Genomic DNA, 24,915 nt, shown 5'->3' on the forward strand with positions numbered 1-24,915 from the left:
AACAAGCCCGTGCTATTCCAGCAGTTGCCGCAGCACGAAGGGCAGGATGCCGCCGTGCTTGTAGTAGTCGACCTCGATCGGCGTGTCGATGCGCAGGCGCACCGTCACCTCCTGATGCGTGTCGTCGGCGCGGTGCACGACCAGCTTCACGTCCATCTGCGGCTTCAGCTCGCTGCCGATCACCACGTCGATCTTCTCGTCGCCGGTGAGGCCCAGCGTCTGCCACGAATCGGCGCCGCGGAACTGCAGCGGCAGCACGCCCATGCCGACCAGGTTGGCGCGATGGATGCGCTCGAAGCTGCGCGCCACCACGGCCTTGATGCCCAGCAGCTGCGTGCCCTTGGCCGCCCAGTCGCGCGAGGAGCCGGTACCGTACTCCTCGCCGCCGAACACCACCGTCGGCACGCCCTGCGCCATGTACTTCATGGCGGCGTCGTAGATGAACATCTTCTCGTTGCCGGGCTGGAACAGCGTGACGCCGCCCTCTTCCTGCGTGCCGTTGGCGTCCGGCGGAATCATCAGGTTCTTGATGCGCACGTTGGCGAAGGTGCCGCGCATCATCACGTCGTGGTTGCCGCGGCGCGAACCGTAGCTGTTGAAGTCGGCCTTGGCCACGCCATGCGCCTTGAGCCAGATGCCCGCGGGCGAGCTTTCCTTGATGGAGCCGGCCGGCGAGATGTGGTCGGTGGTGATCGAGTCGCCGAACAGCGCCATGACGCGTGCGCCCTTGAAGCCCGCGTCCGACGCGTGCGGCGTCATCCTGAAGCCCTCGAAGAACGGCGGCTCGGCGATGTAGGTCGACTTCGGCCAGTCGTACACCTGGCCGTTGGTGCCCTCGATGCTGCTCCAGAACTTGCCCGGGTCGGTCTTGACCTTGTCGTAGTTCTCGCGGAACGATTTTGCATTCATCGCGTAGCGCAGGTTCTCGTCGATTTCCTTCGGCGTCGGCCAGATGTCGCCCAGGTACACGTCCTTGCCGTTCCGGCCCTTGCCCACGGGCTCGGTCATGAGGTCGGTCATCACGTTGCCCGCGATGGCGAAGGCCACCACCAGCGGCGGCGAGGCGAGGAAGTTGGCCTTCAGGTTCGGATGGATGCGCGCCTCGAAGTTGCGGTTGCCCGACAGCACGGCCGCGCCGATCAGGTCGTTCTTGGTGATGGCCTCGTTGATCTCGGGCGTCAGGTCGCCGGCGTTGCCGATGCAGGTGGTGCAGCCGTAGCCCGCGAGGTAGAAGCCGAGCTTCTCGAGGTACGGCAGCAGGCCGGCCTTCTCCAGGTATTCGGTGACGATGCGCGAGCCGGGCGCCAGAGAGGTCTTGACGTGCGGCTTGACCGTGAGCCCTGCCTCCACCGCCTTCTTCGCGAGCAGGCCGGCGGCCAGCATCACGCTCGGGTTCGAGGTGTTGGTGCACGAGGTGATGGCCGCGATCAGCACGTCGCCGTTGCCGATGGTGACTTCGCCCTTGGGCGCCGGCGGTGCGGTGGCGCTGGTGTGTGCCGCGGCGTGGGTCGAGCGGTTGGCCACCATCTCGATCACGTCGCGCGGCGCACCGGGCGGCGGCGCCGCGGCTTCGTCGTCGCCGCGCACGCCGTTCACGCTCAGCGGATAGCGCAGCTTGAGCTTGTCGGCCGGCTGGTTGAAGCCGTTGGCTTCGTTGGGCTTGCTGTAGAGCTCGGAGAACTTGGTGGCCAGGTGGCCAAGGTCGATGCGGTCCTGCGGGCGCTTCGGGCCGGCCAGGCTCGGGGACACGGTGCCGAGGTCGAGCCTGACGATTTTCGTGTAGTCGATGTCGCCCGGGTTGGGCATGCCGTACAGGCCCTGCGCCTTGTAGTAGGCGGCGAAGCGCTCGACCTCTTCCTTGGTGCGGCCGGTGCCTTCGAAGTACGCCACGGTCATGTCGTCGACCGGGAAGAAGCCCATGGTCGCGCCGTATTCGGGCGCCATGTTGCCGATGGTCGCGCGGTCGGGCACGGCGATGGAAGCCGCGCCGGGACCGAAGAACTCGACGAACTTGCCCACGACCTTCTCGGCCCGCAGGATGGACGTGACGTACAGCACCAGATCGGTGGCCGTCACACCTTCGCGCAGCTTGCCGGTGAGCTCGAAGCCCACCACGTCGGGCGTGAGCATGTAGACCGGCTGGCCCAGCATGGCTGCCTCGGCCTCGATGCCGCCCACGCCCCAGCCGACCACGCCGATGCCGTTGATCATGGTCGTGTGGCTGTCGGTGCCGACCAGCGAGTCGGGATAGTAGGTGGGCACGTCGTTCGCGTCGCCCGGGCTCTTGTAGACGCCGCGGGCGAAGTATTCGAGATTGACCTGGTGCACGATGCCGAAGCCCGGCGGCACGACGCGGAAGGTGTCGAAGGCCTGCATGCCCCACTTCATGAACTGGTAGCGCTCGTTATTGCGCTGGAACTCCAGCTTCATGTTCAGGTCGAGCGCCTTGGGCGTGCCGTAGTAGTCGACCATGACCGAGTGGTCGACCACCAGGTCGACGGGCACCAGCGGCTCGATGGTCTTGGGCGACTTGCCGAGCTTGGCGGCCACACTGCGCATGGCGGCCAGGTCGGCCAGCAGCGGCACCCCGGTGAAGTCCTGCAGCACCACGCGGGTGACGACGAAAGGAATCTCGTCGGTGCGCTCGGCGTTCGGCGCCCAGTGGGCCAGCTCTTCGACATGCTTGGCCGAGACCTTCTGCCCGTCGCAATTGCGCAGCACCGATTCGAGCACGATACGGATGGAAACCGGCAGGCGGTCGATGGTCGGGTACTGCTTGGCCAGTTCCTTCAGGGACCAGTATTTGCCGGACTTGCCCGATGCGGTCTTGAAGGTCTTGAGGGTGGACGCAAAGGCATGCGCCGGCGCTTTGGCCATGGGGGAACTCCTGTTTGTTCGTGGAAGCCTCTCAAAGATATCAGGGTTCGATGTCAACGGCTGTAGTCGGTCTTCCCTGCTGACGCCTTGCCGGGCCATGTTCCTCATGGCGAAAAATGCCGGGGGCAGGGGTGTCGCCGGCATTCCGCGATCTCACCAGCGGCCAGCCGGCTCCAGGCCGGAAACCACGCGGGCACCGCCGCGGGTGCGGCGCAGCCCGGTCCACTGCAGCTCGGCCAGCACGACCACGCAGGCCACCTGAGCCAGCACCCAGGCCATGCCCAGCGCAGTGACCGGGAAGATGCCGCTCACCAGCAGCGCGACGCTGGCCACGGCCCAGCCGAAGTTGCCGGCGACGACCAGGCCGATGAGGGTACGCGGCGGCGCGCGGCGGCTGGCCATGAAAGCAGCCGCAGCCGCATAGGCCAGCAGAAAAACGCCCGTACCCGTGAGCAGCGGCGCCGGCAGGCCGGTCAACCTGGCCAGTGCGCCGGTGAACGCCACTTGCAGCGCGCCCGTCGCGGCGCAGGAAGCGGCATCGGCCCACATCACGTTGGGCAGGAAACGGGGGGATGCGAAGACGGACATGTGAATCTCCTTAGGTGTGGTTACGCCGCAAGCCAGCCCTGCCGCGTTGGAGCCCATGATTCCGGCCGACGTGGATCGCGTCGATGACCTGGGAGGTCATGGCGCCGCGCCGCCGGCGCGCCAGAATGCAGCCCCATGAACATCACCCGCTCCCACCTGTCCAAGGCCAGCCAGCCCGGCGCGCGCGACCCGTTCGGCGCCCACCTGCGGCACTGGCGCACCCACCGCCGCCTGAGCCAGCTCGACCTGGCGCAGGAGGCCGAGGTCTCGACCCGGCACCTGAGCTACGTGGAAACCGGCCGCGCCGCGCCCAGCCGCGAGATGGTGCTGCGCCTGGCCGAGCGTCTCGAGGTGCCGCTGCGCGAACGCAATGCGCTGCTGGTGGCCGCGGGCTTTGCGCCGATGTACCGGCAGCGCTCGCTCGACGATCCGGCGATGGCCGCCGCACGCCGCGCTGTCGACCTGGTGCTGAAGGGGCACGAGCCCTTTCCCGCGCTGGCTGTGGACCGCCACTGGAACCTGGTGGCGCACAACGCGCTGGTGCCGATGCTGATGGAAGGCGCCGCGCCCGAGTTGATGCAGGCGCCCATCAACGTGATGCGGCTGAGCCTGCATCCCGACGGCGTGGCTCCGCGCATTGCCAATCTCGCCGAATGGCGCACCCATCTGCTCGAACGGCTGCAGCAGCAGATCGCCGCCACCGGCGACGCGGTGCTGCAGGAATTGCATGACGAACTCGAGGCCTACCCTCCACCCGCGGTCAGCCACGACCTGCCCGCCATCGACACGGCACTGTCGGCCATTGCGGTGCCGATCCAGTTCGTCACGCCGAACGGGGTGCTGAGCTTCATCAGCACCACCACCATCTTCGGCACGCCGGTGGACGTCACGCTGCAGGAACTGGCTGTGGAATCGTTCTTCCCGGCCGATGAGCAGACCGCTGCGGCGCTGACGGCGTTGGCGGCGCAGGCGACGGCTTGAAAGCCTGCGACTGGCTCAGCGCTTCTTCGGAGGCTGGCCCGCGGCACCGGCCGGGGCTGCGCCAGTAACTGCGGCCGGGTCCCGCCAGCCGTATTCAACGTAGCGGCGGATGATCAGGCAGCCCGGCGGCGAATCGATCAGCGAGACCGAGGAGGTGGGCTCCTTCTCGTCGGTGTAGACCGCGTAGTTGGGCAGCAGCCGCGTCATCTTGTAGCTCGCCAGCTCCTGCTGCCCGACGCTCGCGCAGGTGAAGGGCGCGACCGAGATGCGCTCGGCCGACACGGTACAGGCGCCGCTGTCGTCGGGAATGGCGGTGATCGACGCGGCCACGCCGGCGTTCGGAAACTCCATGCCGATCAGCGAGAACATCGGCCCGGCGTCGGGGCGCTTGCGGTCCCAGTCGAGCAGCACGTCGTGGCTGCGGCTGCCCTGCACGGTGAGCGTGGAAAGCCGGGTGATGGCGGGCAGGCAGCGCTTGATGCCCACGCTGGTTGCTGCGCGTGTGAGCGTGTCCTGCGGCGCCGCCGGTGGCGCCTGGGGCACCAGCACGCCCTGCGCGAGTGCAACACCGGCAGCGCCACACGACAGGGCGGCAAGCAGCAGGCGGGGGAATCGTTGGTTCGGCGTCATCCCGGTCCTCATGCGTAAAGGTTCTCGATGGCGGCGGTGTACGTTCGCACGTTGTCCTCGCCCTCGGGGTCGAGCGTCGCGATGAAGCGGCGCGCGCGTTCGCGGTAGGCCGGCAGATCGGCGTCGTGTTCGGCGAAGGCGCGCTGCAGGGCGCGACCGCCCTCCTCGCAGTCGAAGCCGTGATAGCGGTAGCCGCAGTCGCCGATGAGGTGCGAGTTGTGGATCAGCGGATAGCCGCCGTACAGGGCCTCGTAGTAGAGGTAGTTCTGCGCGTTCTCCCAGTGGTGCGCGAACACGGCGTCGATCTTGCCCGGCATCACCTGGTAGACCGGGAAGCGCCCCTCGAAGGTGGCCAGCCCGTGCTGCACGATGTCCAGGCTTTGCGCGAAGCCGATGAACAGCGGCTTGTCCTTCAGATGGAAGCTGTTGTAGACCCACATCTTCTCGATCAGCCGCGGCTGCGCGCGGTGCGCCGCCTCGCAGCCGAGCATCGGGATGAAGCTCGTCTTCACCATGCAGATGTTGGGCTCGAAGATGGCCACGCGCCACTGCCTGCGGCCGGGTTCGTAGGCAAACGGCGGACTCTGCGGCGCACGGGCCATGGCGCGCTCCAGCACCATCGGGCTCCAGAGGTGAGGCATCAGCCGCACCGGCGCGCGGAAGGTGCTCTCGAAGTAAGGCTTGCAAGACACCTCGTACTCGGGGATCGTCCAGACCTCGTCGTACGGTGCGCCAGAGACCAGCAGGCCGTGCGGCTTGTTGAAGATCATCCGCTCGATGTCGATCACGTAGTCGTTGCCCACACGCATCGAGACGATCTTGCCGCCGCGTTCGCGAAACGCCACGGACCACGACATGGCCAGCTGGGCACTCATCTCGATCATGAGATCGAGCTCTTGTGCGGCCGTGGCCATGTCGATGATGGGCACCGGCGAGTCGGCCAGAAAATTGGTTGCATCCGCAGGACCGCCGTCGCCGCCGCCGGCCACCAGCACGGCGCTTTCCACGCGCGGCGAACGCAGCAGCAGCATCACGAGGAACAGGCAGTTCTGGTAGACGCCGTTCTCCCACAGGCTCTGCTCGCCCTTGCGGATAAAGATGGAAACGCCGACCTTCAGCTTGGCCGGCATGGTGGTCTTTTTCTGCGCTTCGCTCATGCGGCGCTCCTCACGCCGCCGGCACGGAATGCGGCATTGCCGCCCACCAGGTGCAGCAGGCGCTGCGCATAGCCGTCGACGTTCGCCCGGTGGAGCGGATCGAGCGTCTCAAAGACCCGCAGGGAGCGCGCGCGATAGTCATCCAGTTGCCTGTCGTGGCTGCGCACCGCCTGCAGCAGTTGCGCCGCGCCGGCGGCGATGTCGAAGTCGGGGTAGTAATAGCCGGCATCGCGCAGCCAGGGCGAGTTGTGCACCAGCGGATAGTTGCCGTAGAGCGCATCGAGGTAGCTGTAGTTCTGGTCGTTCTGCCACTGGTGCGAAACCACCGCGTCGGCGAACTGCACCATGAAGCCCGCGAAGTCGTGCCGGCCATGGAAGATCGCCTTGTGCTGGCGCACGATGTCGAGCGAGTTCGCCAGGTACAGCATCGTCGGGTGGTCCTTGACGTGCAGGGTGTTGAGCACCTGCATCGAGGCCACGGCGGTTGGGTCGGCGCGATAGGCCCCGTCGCAGATCAGCATGGGCACGCTGCTGGACTTCACCACCGAGATATTGGGCTCGAAGATCGCCACCCGAAACCCCGGCTGCTCGGCCGTGCGCGGCGTGTAGCCGAAACGGTGGCCCGCGGCCTCGACCTCCGCGACGCGCTGGGCCAGGAACTGCGGCGACCAGAGATACGGCACCTCGAACACCGGGCAGCGGTGCATGGTGCGCATCATCGGCGCGAACACCGCGTCCTTGGGCAACAGCCACACCTCGTCGCAGCGGTCGGGCTTGCTGAAGTGGCCCTTGTCGTTGAACACGATCGGCTCGGCCAGCGCCGCGAAGGGCTGGCCCACGCAATGGAACACCACGCGGCCGCCGCATGTGCGGAAGTAGGAGAGCCATTGCACGTCGAGCGCGCCGGCCATCTCGATGACCACGTCCAGCGCATCGGTCAGGTCGCGGGCCCGCCCGAAAGCCAGGCCCATGGCGGCCAGGTCGACCTGGGGCGGCATGCTCGGCTGGTCGCCGGCGTCGACCAGGGTCACGGATTCGACGAACTCGATGCGTTGCAGCAGCCGGGCGAGAAACAGGACGTTCTGCCCCATTCCGTTTTCCCAGATGTTCTGCCCCGCGTGGGTGAGGACTGAAATACCAATGCGCATGGGGGCGAAGTGTGTACCAAAAAAAACGGCTCCCGCACCGTCAGCGCGGGAGCCGCCCGGTCAGGGGCGATTCAGCGGCTTGCTTACTTCCACTTCCAGCCGATGCCGGCGTTGATGCCCCACTCCTTGCCCGTGGTCGTCAGGCCCGCGCCCCAGGACATCTTGCCGTCATCGGACAGCGCCTTGAATGTCAGCGCCACGGCGCTGTAGCCCTTGTAGCTGCCGAGACCCACGCCCACGGTCTTTTCGCCGGGGTACAGCGTCGGCAGGTACGTGCCCGACATCGCGAAGGCCATGGCCGTGCCCGAGTAGGCGATGCGCGCCACGTCGCCGACCTGTCCCTTCACCTGGTTCAGCTGGTTCAGGTTCACGGCGTCCGTCGGCAGCACGCCCGGCGCCACGTTGCTGATGCGCGTGCCGCCCGGTGCCTGCCCGCTGCCCAGCGTGACCTGGTTGTAGTTGACCGAGCCGTCCGGGTTGGTCGCGTACTGCACGCCGCCGGCCGCAACCGCATTGGCCGTGGCCCTCAATTGCGCCACGTTGGTGGCGTCGCTGTCGGCCGTACCTGCCGCCACGCCGGTGATCTGGCGATACTGGCCGGAGGCCGCATCGCCCACCGACACTGCGGCCTGCGTGCTGGTGGTTGCCCTGATGGCCGCCGCCTGCTGCGCCGTCGCGCTGCCCGGCACGTAGCCGGCCACACCCGCCGCGGTGGAAGCCACCGAGCCCGAGCCCAGCGCCACGCCGCCGCTTTGCTGCACGATGGCGCCGAAGCCGATGGCCGTGCCCTTGGAAATGTTCTGCGCCTGGCTCAGCGCCGTACCGCCTGCGTCGGCGTTGTCGCCCAGCGCCACGCCACCGCCGCCTGCGCGGGAGTTCACACCAATGGCCTGCGAGCCCGTGGCCAGCGCCCCGGTACCGATGGCGATCGCGTTCGCACCCGTCGCCTGGGCGCCGAAGCCCACCGCCACCGCGCCGTCGGCCGTGGCCCGGGCGCCGTTGCCGGCTGCAAACGAGTTGGCGCCGCTGGCCACCGATTGCGGGCCGATCGCCACGGCTTCCTGGCCAGAGGCCTGGGCATCCGCCGCCGTCGAGTTGGCGTGGAAGTACTTGGTGCCGGTGTTGTAGATGTTGTTGACCGACGTGCTCAGGCTGTTGACGTTGACGTTGGTCGTGCTCAGGCTGGTCGACAGGCTGCCGACACCGGTCGACAGACTGGCGATGCCGCTGGTCGCGGTGCTCAGGCCCGACGAGGTCGAAGTCGACAGGCTTGCCACGCTGCTGTTCGTCGTGCTCAGGCCGGTGGACAAGCTGCCGATGCTGCTCGTCGCCGTGCTCAGGCCGGTCGAAGTCGAGGTCGACAGGCTGGCCACGCTGCTGTTCGTCGTGCTCAAGCCCGTCGACAGGCTGCCGATGCCGCTCGTCGTGGTGCTCAGGCCCGTGGACAGGCTGTCGACCGTGCTCGACACCGTGCTCAGGCCGGTGGAGAGGCTGCCGATGCTGCTGGTCGCGGTGCTCAGACCTGTGGAGGTCGAGGTCGACAGGCTGGTCACGTTGCTGTTCGTCGTGCTCAAGCCCGTGGACAAGCTGCCGATGCTGCTCGTGGTCGTGCTCAGGCCGGTCGAGACCGATGCCGACAGGCTGGCCACGTTGCTGTTGGTCGTGCTCAGGCCCGTCGACAGGCTGCTGATGCTGCTGGTCGCGGTGCTCAGACCCGTCGAGGTCGACGTGGACAGGCTGTCGATGCTGCTCGTGGCAGTGCTCAGGCCAGTCGAGGTCGAGGTCGAGAGGCTGGCAACGTTGCTGTTGGTCGTGCTCAAACCGGTGGACAGGCTGCTGATGCCGCTGGTCGCGGTGCTCAAGCCCGTCGAAGTCGACGTGGACAAGCTGTCGATGCTGCTTGTAGCCGTGCTCAGCCCGGTGGACGTCGACGTGGACAGGCTCGCAACGTTGCTGTTCGTCGTGCTGAGCCCCGTCGACAGGCTGCTGATGCTGCTGGTGGCGGTGCTCAGACCCGTCGAAGTCGACGTGGACAAGCTGTCGATGCTGCTCGTGGCCGTGCTCAGGCCCGTGGAGGTCGAGGTCGACAGGCTGGCCACGTTGCTGTTTGTCGTGCTCAGGCTGGTCGACAGGCTGCCGATACCGCCACCAAGTGAGGTCGACAGCGACGTCAGCTGGCCGAAGTTCACTGCATCGGTGGGATTCACACCCGCGGCGACGTTCGTGAGGATGACCGGCGAGGTTGCACCCACGCCTCCCAGCGTGACCCTGGAGTGGCTTGCATCGTCGTACTGGACCGAATTGGCAAGGCCGGTCGACAAGCTGCCGATGCTGCTGGTCGCGGTGCTCAGGCCGCTGGACAGGCTGCTGATGCCGCTCGTTGCGGTGCTCAGGCCAGTCGAGGTCGACGTCGACAGGCTGGCCACGTTGCTGTTGGTCGTGCTCAGGCCGCTCGACAGACTGGTGATACCGCTGGTCGCAGTGCTCAGACCCGTCGAGGTCGAGGTCGACAGGCTGCTCACGTTGCTGTTGGTGGTGCTGAGGCCGGTCGAGAGGCTGCTGATGCCGCTGGTAGCAGTGCTCAGACCGGTCGAGGTCGAGGTCGACAGGCTGGTTACGTTGCTGTTTGTCGTGCTCAGGCCGGTGGACAGGCTGCTGATGCCACTGGTCGCGGTGCTCAAACCCGTCGAGGTCGACGTGGACAGACTGTCAATGCTGCTCGTGGCGGTGCTCAGACCGGTGGAGGTCGAGGTCGACAGGCTGGCGACGTTGCTGTTCGTCGTGCTCAGGCCAGTGGACAGGCTGCTGATGCCGCTGGTGGCCGTACTCAGACCGGTCGAGGTCGAAGTCGAGAGGCTGACGACGTTACTGTTGGTCGTGCTCAAGCCAGTGGACAGACTGCTGATGCCGCTGGTTGCCGTGCTCAGGCCCGTCGAAGTCGAGGTCGACAGGCTCGCCACATTGCTGTTGGTAGTGCTCAGTCCAGAAGACAGGCTGCTGATGCTGCTCGTTGCGGTGCTCAGGCCCGTCGAGGTTGAAGTCGACAGGCTGGCAACGTTGCTGTTCGTCGTGCTGAGGCCGGTGGACAGACTGCTGATGCCGCTCGTCGCAGTACTCAGCCCTGTCGATGTGGAGGTCGACAGGCTGCTCACATTGCTATTGGTCGTGCTGAGGCCCGTCGAAAGGCTGCTGATGCCGCTTGTCGCGGTGCTCAGGCCAGTCGAGGTCGAGGTGGACAGGCTGTCGATGCTGCTCGTCGCTGTGCTCAGACCGGTGGAGGTCGAGGTCGACAGGCTGGCGACGTTGCTGTTCGTCGTGCTCAAGCCGGTGGAGAGGCTGCTGATGCCGCTGGTCGCGGTGCTCAAACCCGTCGAAGTCGACGTGGACAAGCTGTCGATGTTGCTCGTGGCCGTACTCAGACCGGTGGAGGTCGAGGTCGACAGGCTGGCGACGTTGCTGTTCGTCGTGCTCAAGCCAGTGGACAGGCTGCTGATGCCGCTGGTAGCAGTGCTCAGGCCCGTCGAAGTCGAGGTCGACAAGCTGGCGACGTTGCTGTTGGTCGTGCTCAGGCCGCTCGACAGACTGGTGATACCGCTGGTTGCCGTGCTCAGACCCGTCGAGGTCGACGTAGACAGGCTGGCCACGTTGCTGTTCGTCGTGCTCAGGCTGGTGGACAGGCTGCCGATGCCGCTCGTCGCTGTGCTCAGACCGGTGGAGGTCGAGGTCGACAGGCTGGCGACGTTGCTGTTCGTCGTGCTGAGGCCGGTGGACAGACTGCTGATGCCGCTCGTTGCGGTGCTCAGGCCAGTCGAGGTCGAGGTGGACAGGCTGTCGATACTGCTCGCGGCCGTGCTCAGACCCGTGGAGGTCGAAGTCGACAGGCTGCTCACATTGCTGTTGGTTGTGCTGAGGCCCGTCGAAAGGCTGTTGATGCCGCTCGTCGCTGTGCTCAAGCCGGTGGAGGTCGAGGTCGACAGGCTGGCGACGTTGCTGTTCGTCGTGCTCAGGCCGCTCGACAGACTGGTGATACCGCTGGTCGCCGTGCTCAGACCCGTCGAGGTCGAAGTCGACAGGCTGCTCACGTTGCTGTTGGTCGTGCTGAGGCCAGTCGAGGTCGACGTCGACAGGCTGGCGACGTTGCTGTTCGTCGTGCTCAGGCCGGTGGACAGGCTGCTGATGCCACTGGTCGCCGTGCTCAAACCCGTCGAGGTCGACGTGGACAGACTGTCGATGCTGCTAGTGGCCGTGCTCAGACCGGTGGAGGTCGAGGTCGACAGGCTGGCGACGTTGCTGTTGGTCGTGCTCAGGCCGGTCGACAGGCTGCTGATGCCGCTGGTCGCCGTGCTCAAGCCGGTGGAGGTCGAGGTGGACAGGCTGTCGATGCTGCTCGTAGCAGTGCTCAGACCCGTGGAGGTCGAGGTCGACAGGCTGGCAACGTTGCTGTTCGTCGTACTCAGGCCGCTCGACAGGCTGGTGATACCGCTTGTCGCAGTGCTCAGGCCGGTGGACAGACTGCTTATGCCGCTTGTTGCAGTGCTCAGGCCCGTCGAAGTCGAGGTCGACAAGCTGGCCACATTGCTGTTCGTCGTGCTGAGGCCCGTCGAAAGGCTGTTGATGCCGCTCGTCGCTGTGCTCAAGCCGGTGGAGGTCGAGGTCGACAGGCTGGCGACGTTGCTGCTCGTCGTGCTCAGGCCGGTGGACAGGCTGGTGATGCCGCTGGTGGCCGTGCTCAGGCCCGTCGAGGTCGAAGTCGACAGGCTGCTCACATTGCTGTTGGTTGTGCTGAGGCCCGTCGAAAGGCTGCTGATGCCGCTCGTCGCGGTACTCAAGCCGGTCGAAGTCGACGTGGACAAGCTGTCGATGCTGCTGGTAGCCGTACTCAGCCCGGTAGACGTCGAGGTCGACAGGCTGGCGATACCGCTGGTCGCCGTGCTCAAACCGGTCGAGGTCGACGTGGACAGGCTAACCACGTTGCTGTTTGTCGTGCTGAGCCCCGTCGACAGGCTGCTGATGCCGCTTGTCGCAGTACTCAGACCCGTCGACGTCGACGTAGACAGGCTAGTCACGTTGCTGTTGGTGGTGCTCAAGCCGCTCGACAGGCTAGAAATACCGCTGGTGGCCGTGCTTAGCCCCGTGGAAGTCGAAGTCGACAGACTGCCGATACTGCTCGTCGCAGTGCTCAGGCCGGTTGACGTCGAGGTCGACAAGCTGGCAACAGTACTGTTGGTCGTGCTCAGGCCGGTCGACAGACTGTCGAGACCGCTGCCCGCCGTGCTCAAAGCGGTCGACAGGCTGGAGATGCCGCTGGTGGTCGTACTCAGCCCCGTGGAGGTCGAGGTCGACAGGCTGGCAACGGCACTGTTGGTCGTGCTCAGGCCGGTCGACAACGAACCCGCGGTCGTGGAAAGTTGGCTGACATTGACGGCATCCTGCGGAGCACTGCCCGGGGCCACCCCCGTGATCTGGCGATTGCCCACGTTTACCTCGCCCGACGAGGTTTGCGGCGCGGCTAGGCCGAAGGCGGTGTAGTTGGTCAGCGCCCCCACGTTGGCCACTGAGCCAGCGCCCAGCGCTACGCTGTTGGCCACGTTGGTCTGCGCATTCAAGCCCAGCGCCACGCTGGAGTTGCCATTCGATATCGCGTTCTGGCCGATGGCCACGCTGTCGGCACCGAGAGCCTGACTGTCTGCACCCGTACTGTTGGTATGGAAATACTTCGTACCGGTGTTGTAGATCGTGCTGACCGACGAACTCAGCGTACTCAGGTTGCTGTTCGTCGTGCTCAGCCCCGTCGACAAGCTTCCAATGCCGCTGAAGGAGGTGCTCAGGCCCGAGGATGTCGAAGTTGAGAGGCTGCTGAGGCTGCTGTTGGTCGTGCTGAGGCCCGTCGACAGGCTGGTGATGCCGCTGGTCGCAGTGCTCAAACCCGTCGAAGTCGACGTGGACAAGCTGCCGATGCTGCTCGTAGCCGTGCTCAGACCGGTCGACGTCGAGGTCGACAGGCTAGCCACATTGCTGTTCGTCGTGCTCAAGCCACTCGACAGACTTGTGATGCCGCTGGTCGCGGTGCTCAGCCCCGTGGAGGTCGAGGTCGACAGGCTGGCGACGTTGCTATTGGTCGTGCTCAGGCCGCTCGACAGGCTGGTGATGCCGCTGGTAGCTGTGCTCAGGCCCGTCGACGTCGAGGTCGACAAGCTACCCACGCTGCTGTTCGTCGTGCTCAGGCCGGTGGAGAGGCTGCTGATACCGCTGGTCGCGGTGCTCAAACCCGTCGAAGTCGAGGTGGACAAGCTGTCGATGCTGCTGGTGGCCGTGCTCAGCCCGGTGGACGTTGAAGTCGACAAGCTGGCAACGTTGCTGTTCGTCGTGCTGAGCCCCGTCGACAGGCTGCTGATGCCGCTTGTTGCAGTGCTCAGGCCCGTCGAGGTCGACGTAGACAGGCTGGCCAGGTTGCTGTCCGTTGTGCTGAGGCTGGTAGACAAGCTACCGATACCGCTGGTCGCAGTGCTCAGACCCGTCGAAGTCGAAGTCGACAGACTGCTCACGTTGCTGTTGGTTGTGCTGAGGCCCGTCGAAAGGCTGCCGATGCCGCTCGTCGATGTGCTCAAGCCGGTGGAGGTCGAGGTCGACAGGCTGCTGATGCTGCTGGTGGCCGTGCTCAGCCCCGTGGAGGTCGAAGTCGACAGGCTGGCAACAGCACTGTTGGTCGTACTCAGGCCGCTCGACAGGCTGGTGATACCGCTCGTAGCAGTGCTAAGACCCGTCGAAGTCGAAGTCGACAAGCTGGAGACATTGCTGTTCGTCGTGCTCAGGCCGCTTGACAGGCTCGTGATGCCGCTGGTTGCGGTGCTCAGGCCTGTGGAGGTCGAGGTCGACAAGCTCGTCACATTGCTGTTGGTGGTGCTCAGACCAGAAGACAGGCTGGTGATGCCGCTGGTCGCAGTGCTCAAACCCGTCGAAGTCGACGTGGACAAGCTGCCGATGCTGCTCGTAGCCGTGCTCAGGCCGGTCGACGTCGAGGTCGACAGGCTGGCCACATTGCTGTTCGTCGTGCTCAAGCCACTCGACAGACTTGTGATGCCGCTGGTTGCAGTGCTCAGCCCCGTGGAGGTCGAGGTCGACAAGCTCGCGACATTGCTATTGGTGGTGCTCAGGCCCGTCGAAGTGGAAGTCGACAGGCTAGCCACATTGCTGTTCGTCGTGCTCAAGCCACTCGACAGACTTGTGATTCCGCTCGTTGCCGTGCTCAGGCCTGTGGAGGTCGAAGTCGACAAGCTCGCGACATTGCTATTGGTGGTGCTCAGGCCCGTCGAAGTGGAAGTCGACAGGCTGGCCACATTGCTGTTCGTCGTACTCAAGCCACTCGACAGACTTGTGATGCCGCTGGTTGCGGTGCTCAGCCCCGTGGAGGTTGAGGTCGATAAGCTCGCGACATTGCTGTTGGTGGTGCTCAGACCAGAAGACAGGCTGGTGATACCGCTCGTCGCGGTGCTCAGACCCGTCGAAGTGGAAGTCGACAGGCTCGCCACGTTGCTGTTCGTCGTACTCAGGCCACTCGACAGACTTGTGATGCCGCTGGTTGCGGTGCTCAGCCCCGTGGAGGTCGAAGTCGACAAGCTGGTGACGTTGCTATTGGTGGTGCTCAGGCCAGAGGACAGGCTGGTGATACCGCTCGTCGCAGTGCTCAACCCCGTGGAGGTCGAGGTGGACAGGCTAGCCACATTGCTGTTCGTCGTGCTCAAGCCACTCGACAGACTTGTGATGCTGCTGGTTGCGGTGCTCAGCCCCGTGGAGGTCGAGGTCGACAGGCTGGCGATGCTGCTGCCGGTCGTGCTCAGCCCGGAAAACAGCTGACTGCCGTTGATCGCATCCGTCGAGCTGGATGTCACGCGGCCCGCGGCCACATTGGTGACTTGGCGCTCCGAACCCACTCCACCACCGACGCTGACCACTCCGATCGGTGCAGCGCCTGCGAAGCCCCCATAAGTGACGCTTCCGATGGTTGCACTGGGAACGGCGGTCGCCGCAGCCGTCGTACTGCCATCACCGAGCGCGACGCTGCGCGCGGTGCTCGCAACGGCACCGCGCCCGATGGCAATGCCGGATGTTGCAGCCGCAACCACGGATGACTCGCCGCCAATGGCGATGGCATCGGATGCACCTGCCTGCGCTCCCTTGGTCGCATTGCTGCCGATGGCAACAGCTCCAGCGCCCGAGGCGGTCGTGGAATTGGCAACGCTCAACGGTGTAGTCCCATTTCCCCCTGAGCCTCCTATCGCAACAGCATTGATAGCTGAAGCGTTGCTCCCGAAGCCCATCGCGATACTCGAGATGCCCGTTGCGCTGGACTCGAGGCCAAAGGCAGTGCTCCATTTATTCGCGTTGCTGAGAAAACCGAACGCCGCAGCACCGTCTCCGCCAGCCTTTGCAAAGGCGCCCACCACAGTAACGCCAATAAACCCCCCACCAACGGCGTTACACCCCTCGACGACCGAGTACGTGCCTGAGCCGTCTTGCGCCGGCGAACCGTTGCCAGAAGGCCCGTCAGTTGTGGTACCGGGATTGATTCGACCGACCACACCGCTCGAAAAGGTGGTGCACGTGTCGTTCGTTTTGACAACATTGGCTAGCGATGCAGTCGGCCACCCCTGCATCAATCCAAATGCGGCAGCGATCGCAGCCAATACAGGCATGGATCTTGTCGTCCCGCTACTCCGTTTACCCCGTGCCAAAGTGATTTCGGACGTAGCCACCCATGCACCAAGTGCTTCGTTCCAGATGCTTCTGTAGGACTTGTTCATTTGCTTTGATTCGGCTCGCGGTGAGAAACGGGCAGGTTGAAATCGACCGAAAGTGCGATGCGCCCTGCGCCAGGTTTCATCGCTGAAGGCACACGCGGGCGCCTTGATTGCAGGAATGCTGGAATGTACGGACTTGTTTACATTTAGGAGTAATCGCCGGGACCAGGAAAACTAATCCTGATGATTTAGTTCACAAAACCAGGAGAAGAGTTACTTTTCCCGGAGGCGGTAGTTGTCGGAGTACTACGGCCAGAAGAGCAACTTCTAGAATGCCAACAGGGAGTAACTTCGCTCATCGCCGCCCTTACTGCTGCGTTCTGGACGACCGGCGATCCCCTCTCTTTTTCGCAAGATTCAAGGGCGACTACCCGGAAAAGTATGAAATTCATCACAAAAATCCGGACGAATTCGATATACGAATACGGTCTTAAATGGTCTGCCTAGGCAATTAACATTTACGAAACAATTTAATGCCACCCGCTTCCAAGCTTCGCATCGGCATCACCATCGGCCTCCACCACGAGGCCGAAACCCTCTGGAACAACGGCATCAAGCAGAACGCCGTGTTCCTTGCAGAAGCGCTGAAGCACTGCCCGGGCGTGGCCTCGGTGGTGTTGGTCAACACCACGGCGACCCCCATCACTCCTTCCCTGCCCTGGGATCAGGCGCGCTGGCCCACCATCACCTTCGATGGCGCCAAAGACGGCGTGGACGTGCTGATCGAGCTCGGTGGCCAGATCGACCCGGCGCAGACCGACTACCTGAAGCGACGAGGCGCGCGGCTGGTGTCCTACTGCTGCGGCTTCGAATACGTGCACGCCATGGAGTCGATGCTGTTCAACAAGCCGCTCTGGGGGCAAAACCTGTTCGTGAACCAGCGCTACGACGACATCTGGATGGTTCCGCAGGTGGCAAACATCAGCCAGCCCTACTTCGAGGTGCTGCGACGGGCCGAAGCGCGCCCCGTGCCCTTCGTCTGGAGCCCCGTGTTTCTCGACGAACGCACGCGCGCCCTGCCCGATGCCGGCGTCTATCAGCCGCACGCCGGGCCGCGCCGGCTGAGCGTGATGGAGCCGAACATCAACGTAGTGAAGTTCTGCCTCTACCCCGTCCTGATCGCCGAACTGGCCTACCGCGCGCGGCCCGGCTCCATCGCACTGCTGCAGGTCACCAACGCCGAACGCCTGGCCAGGGAGAACATGGAATTCATCACGCTGATGAACCAGCTCGACCTCGTCCGCGAGCACAAGGCGGTGTTCCTCGGGCGGCACGAAACGCCTGTTTTCCTGGCGCAGAACACGGACATCGTGGTCTCGCACCAGTGGGAGAACCCGCTCAACTACTTCTACCTGGAAACCTGCTGGCAGGGCTATCCGCTGGTGCACAACGCGCACCTGTGCGCGGACCTCGGCTACTACTACGAGGGCAACGATGTGGCCGGTGGCAGCGACCGGGTGCTCGAAGCCATCGACACGCATGATGCGCAGGCAGCCGCCTATCGCGAGCGCCAGCGCAGCCTGATCGACCGCTACCTCCCCGGCAACGCCGCGGCCACCGAGGTCTACAACAACCTGCTGCTCGGCCTGATGCAGCGCCCCGCCCGATAGACAGGCACACGGAGTCCGCAATGCTTGACCCGTCCGAACTCGGGCAGTTCTTTCCCGTGGTCGTGACGCCGAGTCACGACGGCAAGTTCTTCCAGAACTACGTCGCCTCGATGCTGAACTTCACGGTCCAGGCCGAGCGCGCCGGCATGCGGATGCAGGTGCTGATGCACCAGGGCGAGAGCCTGGTGACGCGCGCGCGGAACAACTGCGTGGCCCAGTTCCTCGCCAATCCGCAATGGACCCACCTGTTCTGGATTGACGCCGACATCGGCTTCTCGGCGCAGGCGGCCTTCCGGCTGCTGCTGTCGGGCTACGACATCGCGGCCGGCGTCTACCCATTGAAGCGGGAGAACTGGCCCGATGGCGGCGTGGCCGCGGGCACGACGCAGCAGCAGTTCGAGGCCACCTTCACCCGCTACACGGTCAACGCCAAAGCTTCGGAGACCACTTCGCAGGTCGAGCTCACGATCCAGCCTGACGGCTTCATGGAGATGACCGAGGCGCCGACCGGCTTCATGGTGATCAAGCGTGCCGTGTTCGAGCGGCTCATGGCGAGCTACCCTGATCTCCGCTACGTACCCGACAGCATCGGCGAGGCCGACGTCGGCCTGCACTACCGCTTCTTCGATGTCATGGTCGACCCGCAGACGCGTCGCTATCTCTCGGAAGACTACGGCTTCTGCCGCCTGTGGTCGGGGCTGGGCGAGTCGATCTACATCGATGCCAATTCCAACCTGACGCACCAGGGCGCCAAGCTGTACCGCGGCGACTTCGCCAACTCGTTGCTGACCTCCCTGCCCCATGCAGTGGGCGGCCCGGTCGGCGCGAAGATGGTGCTCACGGGCCAGGAGTACCTGCAGCCCAACGCGCCGTCGCTCTGAGCAACGAGGGGCGCATCGCCCACAAAAAAGCCCCGCCGAAGCGGGGCTTTTTGATTGGAGCGATCCGAAGAAGATCAGGCCGCGACCGTGTCCGCCACACCCTTGTAGTCTTCGATTTTGTCGAAGTTCAGGTACTGGTAGATCTGTGCGCTGGACGCATCGAGCACGCCCGTGGCAGCCATGTATTCTTCACGCGTCGGGATGCGACCCAGGCGCGAGCAGATGGCGGCCAGTTCGGCCGAGCCGAGGTACACGTTGGTGTTCTTGCCCAGGCGGTTCGGGAAGTTGCGGGTGCTGGTCGACATCACCGTGGCGCCTTCGCGCACCTGTGCCTGATTGCCCATGCACAGCGAGCAGCCCGGCATTTCGGTGCGGGCACCGGCATTGCCGAACACGCCGTAATGGCCTTCTTCGGTGAGCTGGTGTGCGTCCATCTTGGTAGGCGGCGCGATCCAGAGCTTGACCGGAATGTCGCGCTTGCCCTCGAGCAGCTTCGACGCGGCGCGGAAGTGGCCGATGTTGGTCATGCACGAGCCGATGAACACTTCGTCGATCTGGGCTCCGGCCACGTCGCTGAGCGTCTTCACGTCGTCGGGGTCGTTCGGGCAGGCCACGATGGGCTCGTGGATCTCGGCCAGGTCGATTTCGATGACAGCGGCGTATTCGGCGTCAGCGTCGCCCTTGAGCAGTTGCTGGTCGGCCAGCCATGCCTCTTGCGCGGCGATGCGGCGTTGCAGCGTGCGCGCGTCGGTATAGCCTTCGGCAATCATCCACTTCATCAGCGTGATGTTGCTGTTGATGTACTCGGCGATCGGCTCCTTGTTCAGGTGCACGGTGCAACCAGCGGCCGAGCGTTCGGCCGAAGCGTCGCTCAGCTCGAAGGCTTGCTCCACCTTCAGGTCGGGCAGGCCTTCGATTTCGAGGATGCGGCCCGAGAAGATGTTCTTCTTGCCTTGCTTGGCCACGGTCAGCAGGCCCGCCTTGATGGCGTACAGCGGAATGGCGTTGACCAGGTCGCGCAGCGTGACGCCGGGCTGCATCTTGCCCTTGAAGCGCACGAGCACCGACTCGGGCATGTCCAGCGGCATCACGCCGGTGGCAGCCGCGAAGGCCACGAGGCCGGAGCCGGCCGGGAAGCTGATGCCGATGGGGAAGCGGGTGTGGCTGTCGCCGCCGGTGCCGACGGTGTCGGGCGTCAGCAGGCGGTTGAGCCAGGAATGGATCACGCCGTCGCCCGGGCGCAGCGACACGCCGCCGCGGTTGGCCATGAACTCGGGGAGTTCGTGGTGCATCTTGACGTCGACCTTCTTCGGGTACGCGGCCGTGTGGCAGAACGACTGCATCACAAGGTCGGCCGAGAAGCCCAGGCAAGCCAGGTCCTTCAGTTCGTCGCGCGTCATCGGGCCGGTGGTGTCCTGCGAGCCGACCGAGGTCATCTTGGGTTCGCAATACGTGCCCGGGCGCACGCCCTGGCCTTCGGGCAGGCCGCAGGCGCGGCCGACCATCTTCTGCGCGAGCGAGAAGCCCTTCTTGGTGTCGACGGGGCTGGTCGGCAGGCGGAACAGCGTCGACACGGGCAGGCCCAGTGCCTCGCGCGCCTTGGCCGTCAGGCCGCGGCCGATGATCAGCGGAATGCGGCCGCCGGCGCGCACTTCGTCGAACAGCACGTCGCTCTTGACCTGGAATTCGGCGATGACCTTGCCGTCTTTCAGCGCCTTGCCTTCGTAGGGACGCAGCTCGACCACGTCGCCCATGTTCATCTGCGTGACGTCGAGTTCGATCGGCAGCGCGCCCGAGTCTTCCATCGTGTTGTAGAAGATCGGGGCGATCTTGCCGCCGAGGCAGACGCCGCCAAAACGCTTGTTAGGAACGAAGGGAATGTCTTCGCCGGTGAACCAGAGCACCGAGTTGGTGGCGCTCTTGCGCGACGAACCCGTGCCGACCACGTCGCCCGCGTAGGCCACGAGGTGGCCGCGCGCGCGCAGGTCTTCAATGAACTTCACCGGGCCGCGCTTGCCGTCTTCCTCGGGCACGATGCCGGGGCGCGCGTTCTTGTGCATCGCCAGGGCGTGCATCGGAATGTCGGGACGGGTCGTCGCGTCGGGGGCGGGCGACAGGTCGTCGGTGTTGATTTCGCCAGCCACCTTGAAGATGCTGACGGTGATGCTCTTCGGCACTTCGGGGCGGCTGGTGAACCACTCGGCGTCGGCCCAGCTTTGCAGCACGCCCTTGGCGTGCACGTTGCCCTTGTCGGCCTTTTCCTTGACGTCGTGGAACTGGTCGAACATCAACAGGGTTTTCTTCAGGCCTTCGGCCGCCACGGCGCCGACTTCGGCGTCGTCGAGCAGGTCGATCATGGGGCTGATGTTGTAGCCGCCGAGCATGGTGCCGAGCAGTTCGGTGGCGCGGGCGCGCGACAGGAACTCGCTCTTCTCGGTGCCGTGGGCCACGGCCGCAAGGTAGCTCGCCTTGACCTTGGCCGCGTCGTCGACGCCGGCAGGCACACGATGGGTGAGCAGATCGAGCAGGAAGGCGCCGTCTTTTGCATTCGCGCTCTTGAGGAGCTCGATCGCTTCAGAAGTCTGCTTCGCGCTCAAAGGCAGCGGCGGGATACCGAGCGCGGCGCGTTCGGCAACATGGTCAACGTAGGCTTGCAACATCTTCTTTTCTCCGGAAACTGGGCTGGCGGGCGTGCAACGCAGCAAGCAAGAGCCGCGCCGCACGCCGTTTCGTTACTTACTTCTTGGCCGGGTCGGCGCCTTCGAAAAGGCTCTTCGGCGGGTTTTTCTTCATTTCTTCTGCAAACGCGACCTGGGCGGCCGTCTGGCATTCGTCGGCGATGCGCAGGCCGGCCTTCTGGTTCATCAGCATCGACTTGTTGCCAAGCTGCAGCCACATGGCGCCGGCACGCGGGTCTTCGAGGCGGATGGCGCCGGTGCGGCTTTCGACCGGGTGCATCCGGTACTTCAGGCCCTTGGTGGTCACGGTGAAGAAGCCGGGCTTCTTCTCGTCGGGCGTGACGGTCACGTCGGCGCCGAGTTCGCACTGGGCACGGCCGGTCGACACGCGCTGGGCCACGGCGAGGTCAGCGTCGTTGAGCGTCACGTCGGTATCGGTGTTGACCGGGGTGACTTCCTCGACGGCCTTGGCGGCGCGGCGGGTGACTTGATGCTTGGCCGGCGCCTTCTTGGCCGTCGTCTTGGCGGCGGGCTTGGCCGCATCCTGGGCCAGTGCGGCGAACGGCAGCGCCAACGCGACGGCGGCAATCAGGGCAATTTTCTTCATGTGTGGGTTTCCTTGAGGCTGGATTCAGGGGTGGTTTCAGGAGGCCGCGAGCGCAAACCAGGCTTTCGCCTCGGGGGGCAACGCGCGCCCTGTTGCGTGGGCACGCGTCAAGACCTGCCAAAAGTGGCGGTAGCTCGCGCGGTCGTGCAATGTGCCATCAATTTGTGTCGGAGCCCAATCCGCGGCCGCGGCTTTTGCAATGATTTGTGAGGCGATCTGAATCTGCGCCTCATCCGGCGCAAAGGCCTCGAGGATGGGGCGGATCTGGTTCGGGTGGATGCTCCACATGCGCGTGTAGCCGAATTCGTCGGCCGCCTTGCGCGCCGCCGTACGCATGGCATCGGCGTTGTTGAACTCGGTAACCACGCAGTGCGACGGCACCTTGCCATAGGCATGTGCGGCCGACGCGATGGCCAGCTTGGCGCGCACCACCAGCGGGTGGCTGAACTGCCCTGCCGCCCCCATGCCATCGGCGGGGATCGCACCAGCATGCGCCGAGACGAAATCCATGAGGCCGAAGCTCAGCGACTGCACGCGCGGATGGGCCGCAATCTCGAAGGCGTTGTGCACGGCGAGCGGCGATTCGATCAGCACGTGCAGCGGCAATGCGCCGGCATCCGCCGCCTCGAGCGCCGCAACAGCCTGCAACACATCGGCCACCGATTCGACCTTCGGCACCATCAGGTGGCTCAGGCGTTGGGCGGCACGGCCGGCAATGGTGATCACGTCGCCAGCAAAGGCGGGGTGATCGACGGGGTGCACGCGCACGCCGACGCGCATGCCGGGTTTCGCGGCCAGCGCCAGTTCGGTAACGAGCGCGGCATGCTCGGCTTCGCCACCCACGGGGGCGCCGTCTTCGCAATCGAGGGTGACGTCGAATACGCAGGCGCCGAACTCCTCGGCCATCTCGGCCTGGAGCGCGAGGCTCTTCTTCATGCGCGCCTCGACGCCGCTGTAGTGATCGCACACGGGCAGCGTCACGGCGCCGGCCTGTGCACCCAGCAGCACTTCGGCGGGATGGGCGGTGTGGGTCATGCCCTGCCCTTTTGCGCCACGATGAACATGCGCGGGAAGGCGAGCAGCCGCTTGCCGTCGGCGCGGGCGGGATATGCCTCGTCCACGCGGCGCTGGTACTCGGCGAGGTAGCTCGCCTGCAGGTCGACCGGCAAGCGGTCGACGAAAGGCTTCAGGCCGGTGCTGCGCACCCATTCGACGATGGAGGCGGCATCGACCATGCGGTGCTGGTAGATCGTGTGCCAGACATCGACGCTGGCGGCATGGGGCGCCAGCAGGTCGTAGTAGCCGCCGAGCGGCAGCAGCAGGGTGCGCAGCCTGTCGGCATCGCCGATGGGCTCGGCCCACGGCGCTTCGGCCGCCAGCGCGCGCATCAGGCGGTGTGTAGGTTCCTGGCGGTTGTCGGGCATCTGGATGGCGAGCACGCCACCCGGGGCCAGCGCGTCGAACAGGCGCGGGATCAGCTTTTTGTGATCGGGCACCCATTGCAGGGACGCATTGGCGTAAATGAGGTCGGGCGCTTGTTCCGGAGACTGCGGCGCCCAGGTCGCGATGTCGCTCAACTCGAAGCCTGCCTTCGGCAGCCGCTCGCGCGCGCTGACCAGCATGGCTTCGGAGTTGTCGGTTCCGAGGACTTGCGCCTTCGGGAACCGCTGCACCAGCAGCTCGGTGGAATTGCCCGGCCCGCAACCGAGGTCGACCACGCGGTCGGCTGCGGTTAGCGGCACCCGCGCGAGGAGCTCCTGCGCGGGTCGTGTGCGCTCGTCCTCGTAGCGACGGTAGAGCGCGGGATTCCAGTCGAGCATGCTGATCGAGTTGCTTACAGCAGGTGGGCGACGCCGGCGCGTTCGCCTTCGAGCTCTTCGAGCGTCTTGTTGATGCGTTCCTGGCTGAATGCATCGATCTCGAGGCCTTCGACCAGCTTGTACTCACCGTTTTCGCAGGTGACCGGAAAGCCGAACATCACGTCCTTCGGAATGCCGTACTGGCCATCCGACGGGATACCCATCGTGACCCACTTGCCGTTGGTGCCCAGGGCCCAGTCGCGCATGTGGTCGATGGCGGCGTTGGCGGCCGAGGCGGCAGACGACAGGCCGCGAGCTTCGATGATGGCCGCGCCGCGCTTGCCGACGGTCGGCAGGAAGGTGTTCGCGTTCCATTCCTGGTCGTTGATCATCTTGGCGACGGACTCGCCCTTGATCGTGGCGAAACGGTAGTCGGCGTACATCGTGGGCGAGTGGTTGCCCCAGACGGTGAGCTTTTCGATGTCGGCCACGGGCTTGCCGGTCTTGGCGGCGATCTGGCTGGCAGCGCGGTTGTGGTCCAGGCGCAGCATGGCGGTGAAGTTCTTGCGCGGCAGGTCCGGTGCGCTCTTCATGGCGATGTAGGCGTTGGTGTTGGCCGGGTTGCCGACCACCAGCACCTTGACGTTGCGGCTGGCGACGGCGTTCAGTGCCTTGCCCTGTGCGGTGAAGATGGCACCGTTGACGGCCAGCAGTTCAGCACGCTCCATGCCGGGGCCGCGGGGACGCGAGCCGACGAGCAGTGCGTAGTCGGCGTCCTTGAAGGCGGTCATCGGGTCGCCGTGGGCTTCCATGCCGGCCAGCAGCGGGAAGGCGCAGTCGTCGAGTTCCATCATCACGCCCTTGAGCGCCTTCTGGGCCTTCTCGTCGGGGATTTCGAGCAGCTGAAGAATGACCGGCTGGTCTTTGCCGAGCATTTCACCGGAGGCGATACGGAACAACAGGGCGTAACCGATTTGACCGGCTGCACCGGTGACGGCAACGCGGACGGGCTTTTTGCTCATGGGAAGACTCCAGAAGGTGATGAAAACGGTGTTGGCGCTCTCGTGGGGCGCCAGGGTCCTGCGGGATCGGAATACCTTCCCGCAGCGCGGGACCGGCCGCATTTTAAGCCGATTCAATGAGCCTTGTCTTATGTCTTAT

General features: G+C 65.1%; 14 protein-coding genes and 2 pseudogenes. 3 read left to right on the forward strand and 13 right to left on the reverse strand.

What is annotated here, in order from left to right; translation table 11 throughout:
* Window positions 1-12: 12 nt before the first annotated feature.
* Both ACCC97_RS01060 and ACCC97_RS01065 read right to left on the reverse strand, forming a co-directional pair.
* Entirely contained in the window at window positions 13-2,877 is a 2,865-nt protein-coding gene (locus tag ACCC97_RS01060) for an aconitate hydratase (protein WP_007831367.1), read from the reverse strand.
* 153 nt (window positions 2,878-3,030) lie between these two features.
* Window positions 3,031-3,465: a hypothetical protein gene (locus tag ACCC97_RS01065; RefSeq protein WP_007831369.1), complete on the reverse strand. Its 435-nt coding sequence runs from the start codon at window positions 3,463-3,465 to the stop codon at window positions 3,031-3,033.
* 135 nt (window positions 3,466-3,600) lie between these two features.
* Here ACCC97_RS01065 and ACCC97_RS01070 point away from each other — a divergent pair, with 135 nt between their 5' ends.
* The gene (locus tag ACCC97_RS01070; RefSeq protein WP_413331393.1) at window positions 3,601-4,446 is read left to right on the forward strand and encodes a helix-turn-helix domain-containing protein; all 846 of its coding nucleotides are present in this window, start codon (window positions 3,601-3,603) and stop codon (window positions 4,444-4,446) included.
* A 15-nt stretch (window positions 4,447-4,461) separates the two neighbouring features.
* Here ACCC97_RS01070 and ACCC97_RS01075 read toward each other — a convergent pair whose 3' ends face one another.
* The 6 genes and pseudogenes from ACCC97_RS01075 to ACCC97_RS01100 form a co-directional block, all read right to left on the reverse strand.
* Window positions 4,462-5,076, reverse strand: coding sequence for a hypothetical protein (locus ACCC97_RS01075; protein ID WP_413331394.1), 615 nt, complete (start codon window positions 5,074-5,076; stop codon window positions 4,462-4,464).
* An 8-nt stretch (window positions 5,077-5,084) separates the two neighbouring features.
* The gene (locus ACCC97_RS01080) at window positions 5,085-6,233 is read right to left on the reverse strand and encodes a DUF2827 domain-containing protein (RefSeq protein ID WP_413331395.1); all 1,149 of its coding nucleotides are present in this window, start codon (window positions 6,231-6,233) and stop codon (window positions 5,085-5,087) included.
* The gene (locus ACCC97_RS01085; RefSeq protein WP_413331396.1) at window positions 6,230-7,381 is read right to left on the reverse strand and encodes a DUF2827 family protein; all 1,152 of its coding nucleotides are present in this window, start codon (window positions 7,379-7,381) and stop codon (window positions 6,230-6,232) included. Before ACCC97_RS01085 ends, ACCC97_RS01080 begins: the two co-directional genes overlap by 4 nt.
* 83 nt (window positions 7,382-7,464) lie before the next feature.
* Window positions 7,465-8,658, reverse strand: a complete 1,194-nt coding sequence (locus ACCC97_RS01090) for a YadA family autotransporter adhesin (RefSeq protein WP_413331417.1) — start codon at window positions 8,656-8,658, stop codon at window positions 7,465-7,467.
* 432 nt (window positions 8,659-9,090) lie between these two features.
* Window positions 9,091-15,825 (reverse strand): annotated as a pseudogene (locus ACCC97_RS01095) (hemagglutinin); the annotation flags it as partial.
* A 228-nt stretch (window positions 15,826-16,053) separates the two neighbouring features.
* Window positions 16,054-16,182: pseudogene (locus ACCC97_RS01100) on the reverse strand (ESPR domain-containing protein); the annotation flags it as partial.
* A gap of 470 nt (window positions 16,183-16,652) precedes the next feature.
* Here ACCC97_RS01100 and ACCC97_RS01105 point away from each other — a divergent pair.
* The gene (locus ACCC97_RS01105) at window positions 16,653-17,789 is read left to right on the forward strand and encodes a DUF2827 domain-containing protein (protein WP_007830522.1); all 1,137 of its coding nucleotides are present in this window, start codon (window positions 16,653-16,655) and stop codon (window positions 17,787-17,789) included.
* A gap of 20 nt (window positions 17,790-17,809) precedes the next feature.
* Window positions 17,810-18,670: a hypothetical protein gene (locus ACCC97_RS01110; protein ID WP_413331397.1), complete on the forward strand. Its 861-nt coding sequence runs from the start codon at window positions 17,810-17,812 to the stop codon at window positions 18,668-18,670.
* Window positions 18,671-18,744: 74 nt separating this feature from the next.
* On the opposite strand, the gene ACCC97_RS01115 is transcribed toward ACCC97_RS01110, so the two are convergent.
* The 5 genes from ACCC97_RS01115 to ACCC97_RS01135 all read right to left on the reverse strand — a co-directional run bounded on the left by ACCC97_RS01115 (window position 18,745) and on the right by ACCC97_RS01135 (window position 24,776).
* Window positions 18,745-21,330, reverse strand: coding sequence for a bifunctional aconitate hydratase 2/2-methylisocitrate dehydratase (locus ACCC97_RS01115; protein WP_007830518.1), 2,586 nt, complete (start codon window positions 21,328-21,330; stop codon window positions 18,745-18,747).
* A 76-nt stretch (window positions 21,331-21,406) separates the two neighbouring features.
* Entirely contained in the window at window positions 21,407-21,955 is a 549-nt protein-coding gene (locus ACCC97_RS01120; protein WP_007830517.1) for a hypothetical protein, read from the reverse strand.
* 36 nt (window positions 21,956-21,991) lie between these two features.
* Window positions 21,992-22,990: an HpcH/HpaI aldolase/citrate lyase family protein gene (locus ACCC97_RS01125; RefSeq protein WP_007830516.1), complete on the reverse strand. Its 999-nt coding sequence runs from the start codon at window positions 22,988-22,990 to the stop codon at window positions 21,992-21,994.
* Window positions 22,987-23,775 (reverse strand): trans-aconitate 2-methyltransferase, encoded by a 789-nt coding sequence (tam, locus tag ACCC97_RS01130; RefSeq protein ID WP_413331398.1) that lies wholly within the window; start codon window positions 23,773-23,775, stop codon window positions 22,987-22,989. Before tam ends, ACCC97_RS01125 begins: the two co-directional genes overlap by 4 nt.
* A gap of 14 nt (window positions 23,776-23,789) precedes the next feature.
* Window positions 23,790-24,776, reverse strand: coding sequence for a malate dehydrogenase (locus tag ACCC97_RS01135; RefSeq protein ID WP_007830514.1), 987 nt, complete (start codon window positions 24,774-24,776; stop codon window positions 23,790-23,792).
* Window positions 24,777-24,915: the final 139 nt, after the last annotated feature.

Origin of the sequence: Variovorax sp. Varisp85, from assembly GCF_047304045.1 — a bacterium.
GTDB lineage: Bacteria > Pseudomonadota > Gammaproteobacteria > Burkholderiales > Burkholderiaceae_C > Variovorax.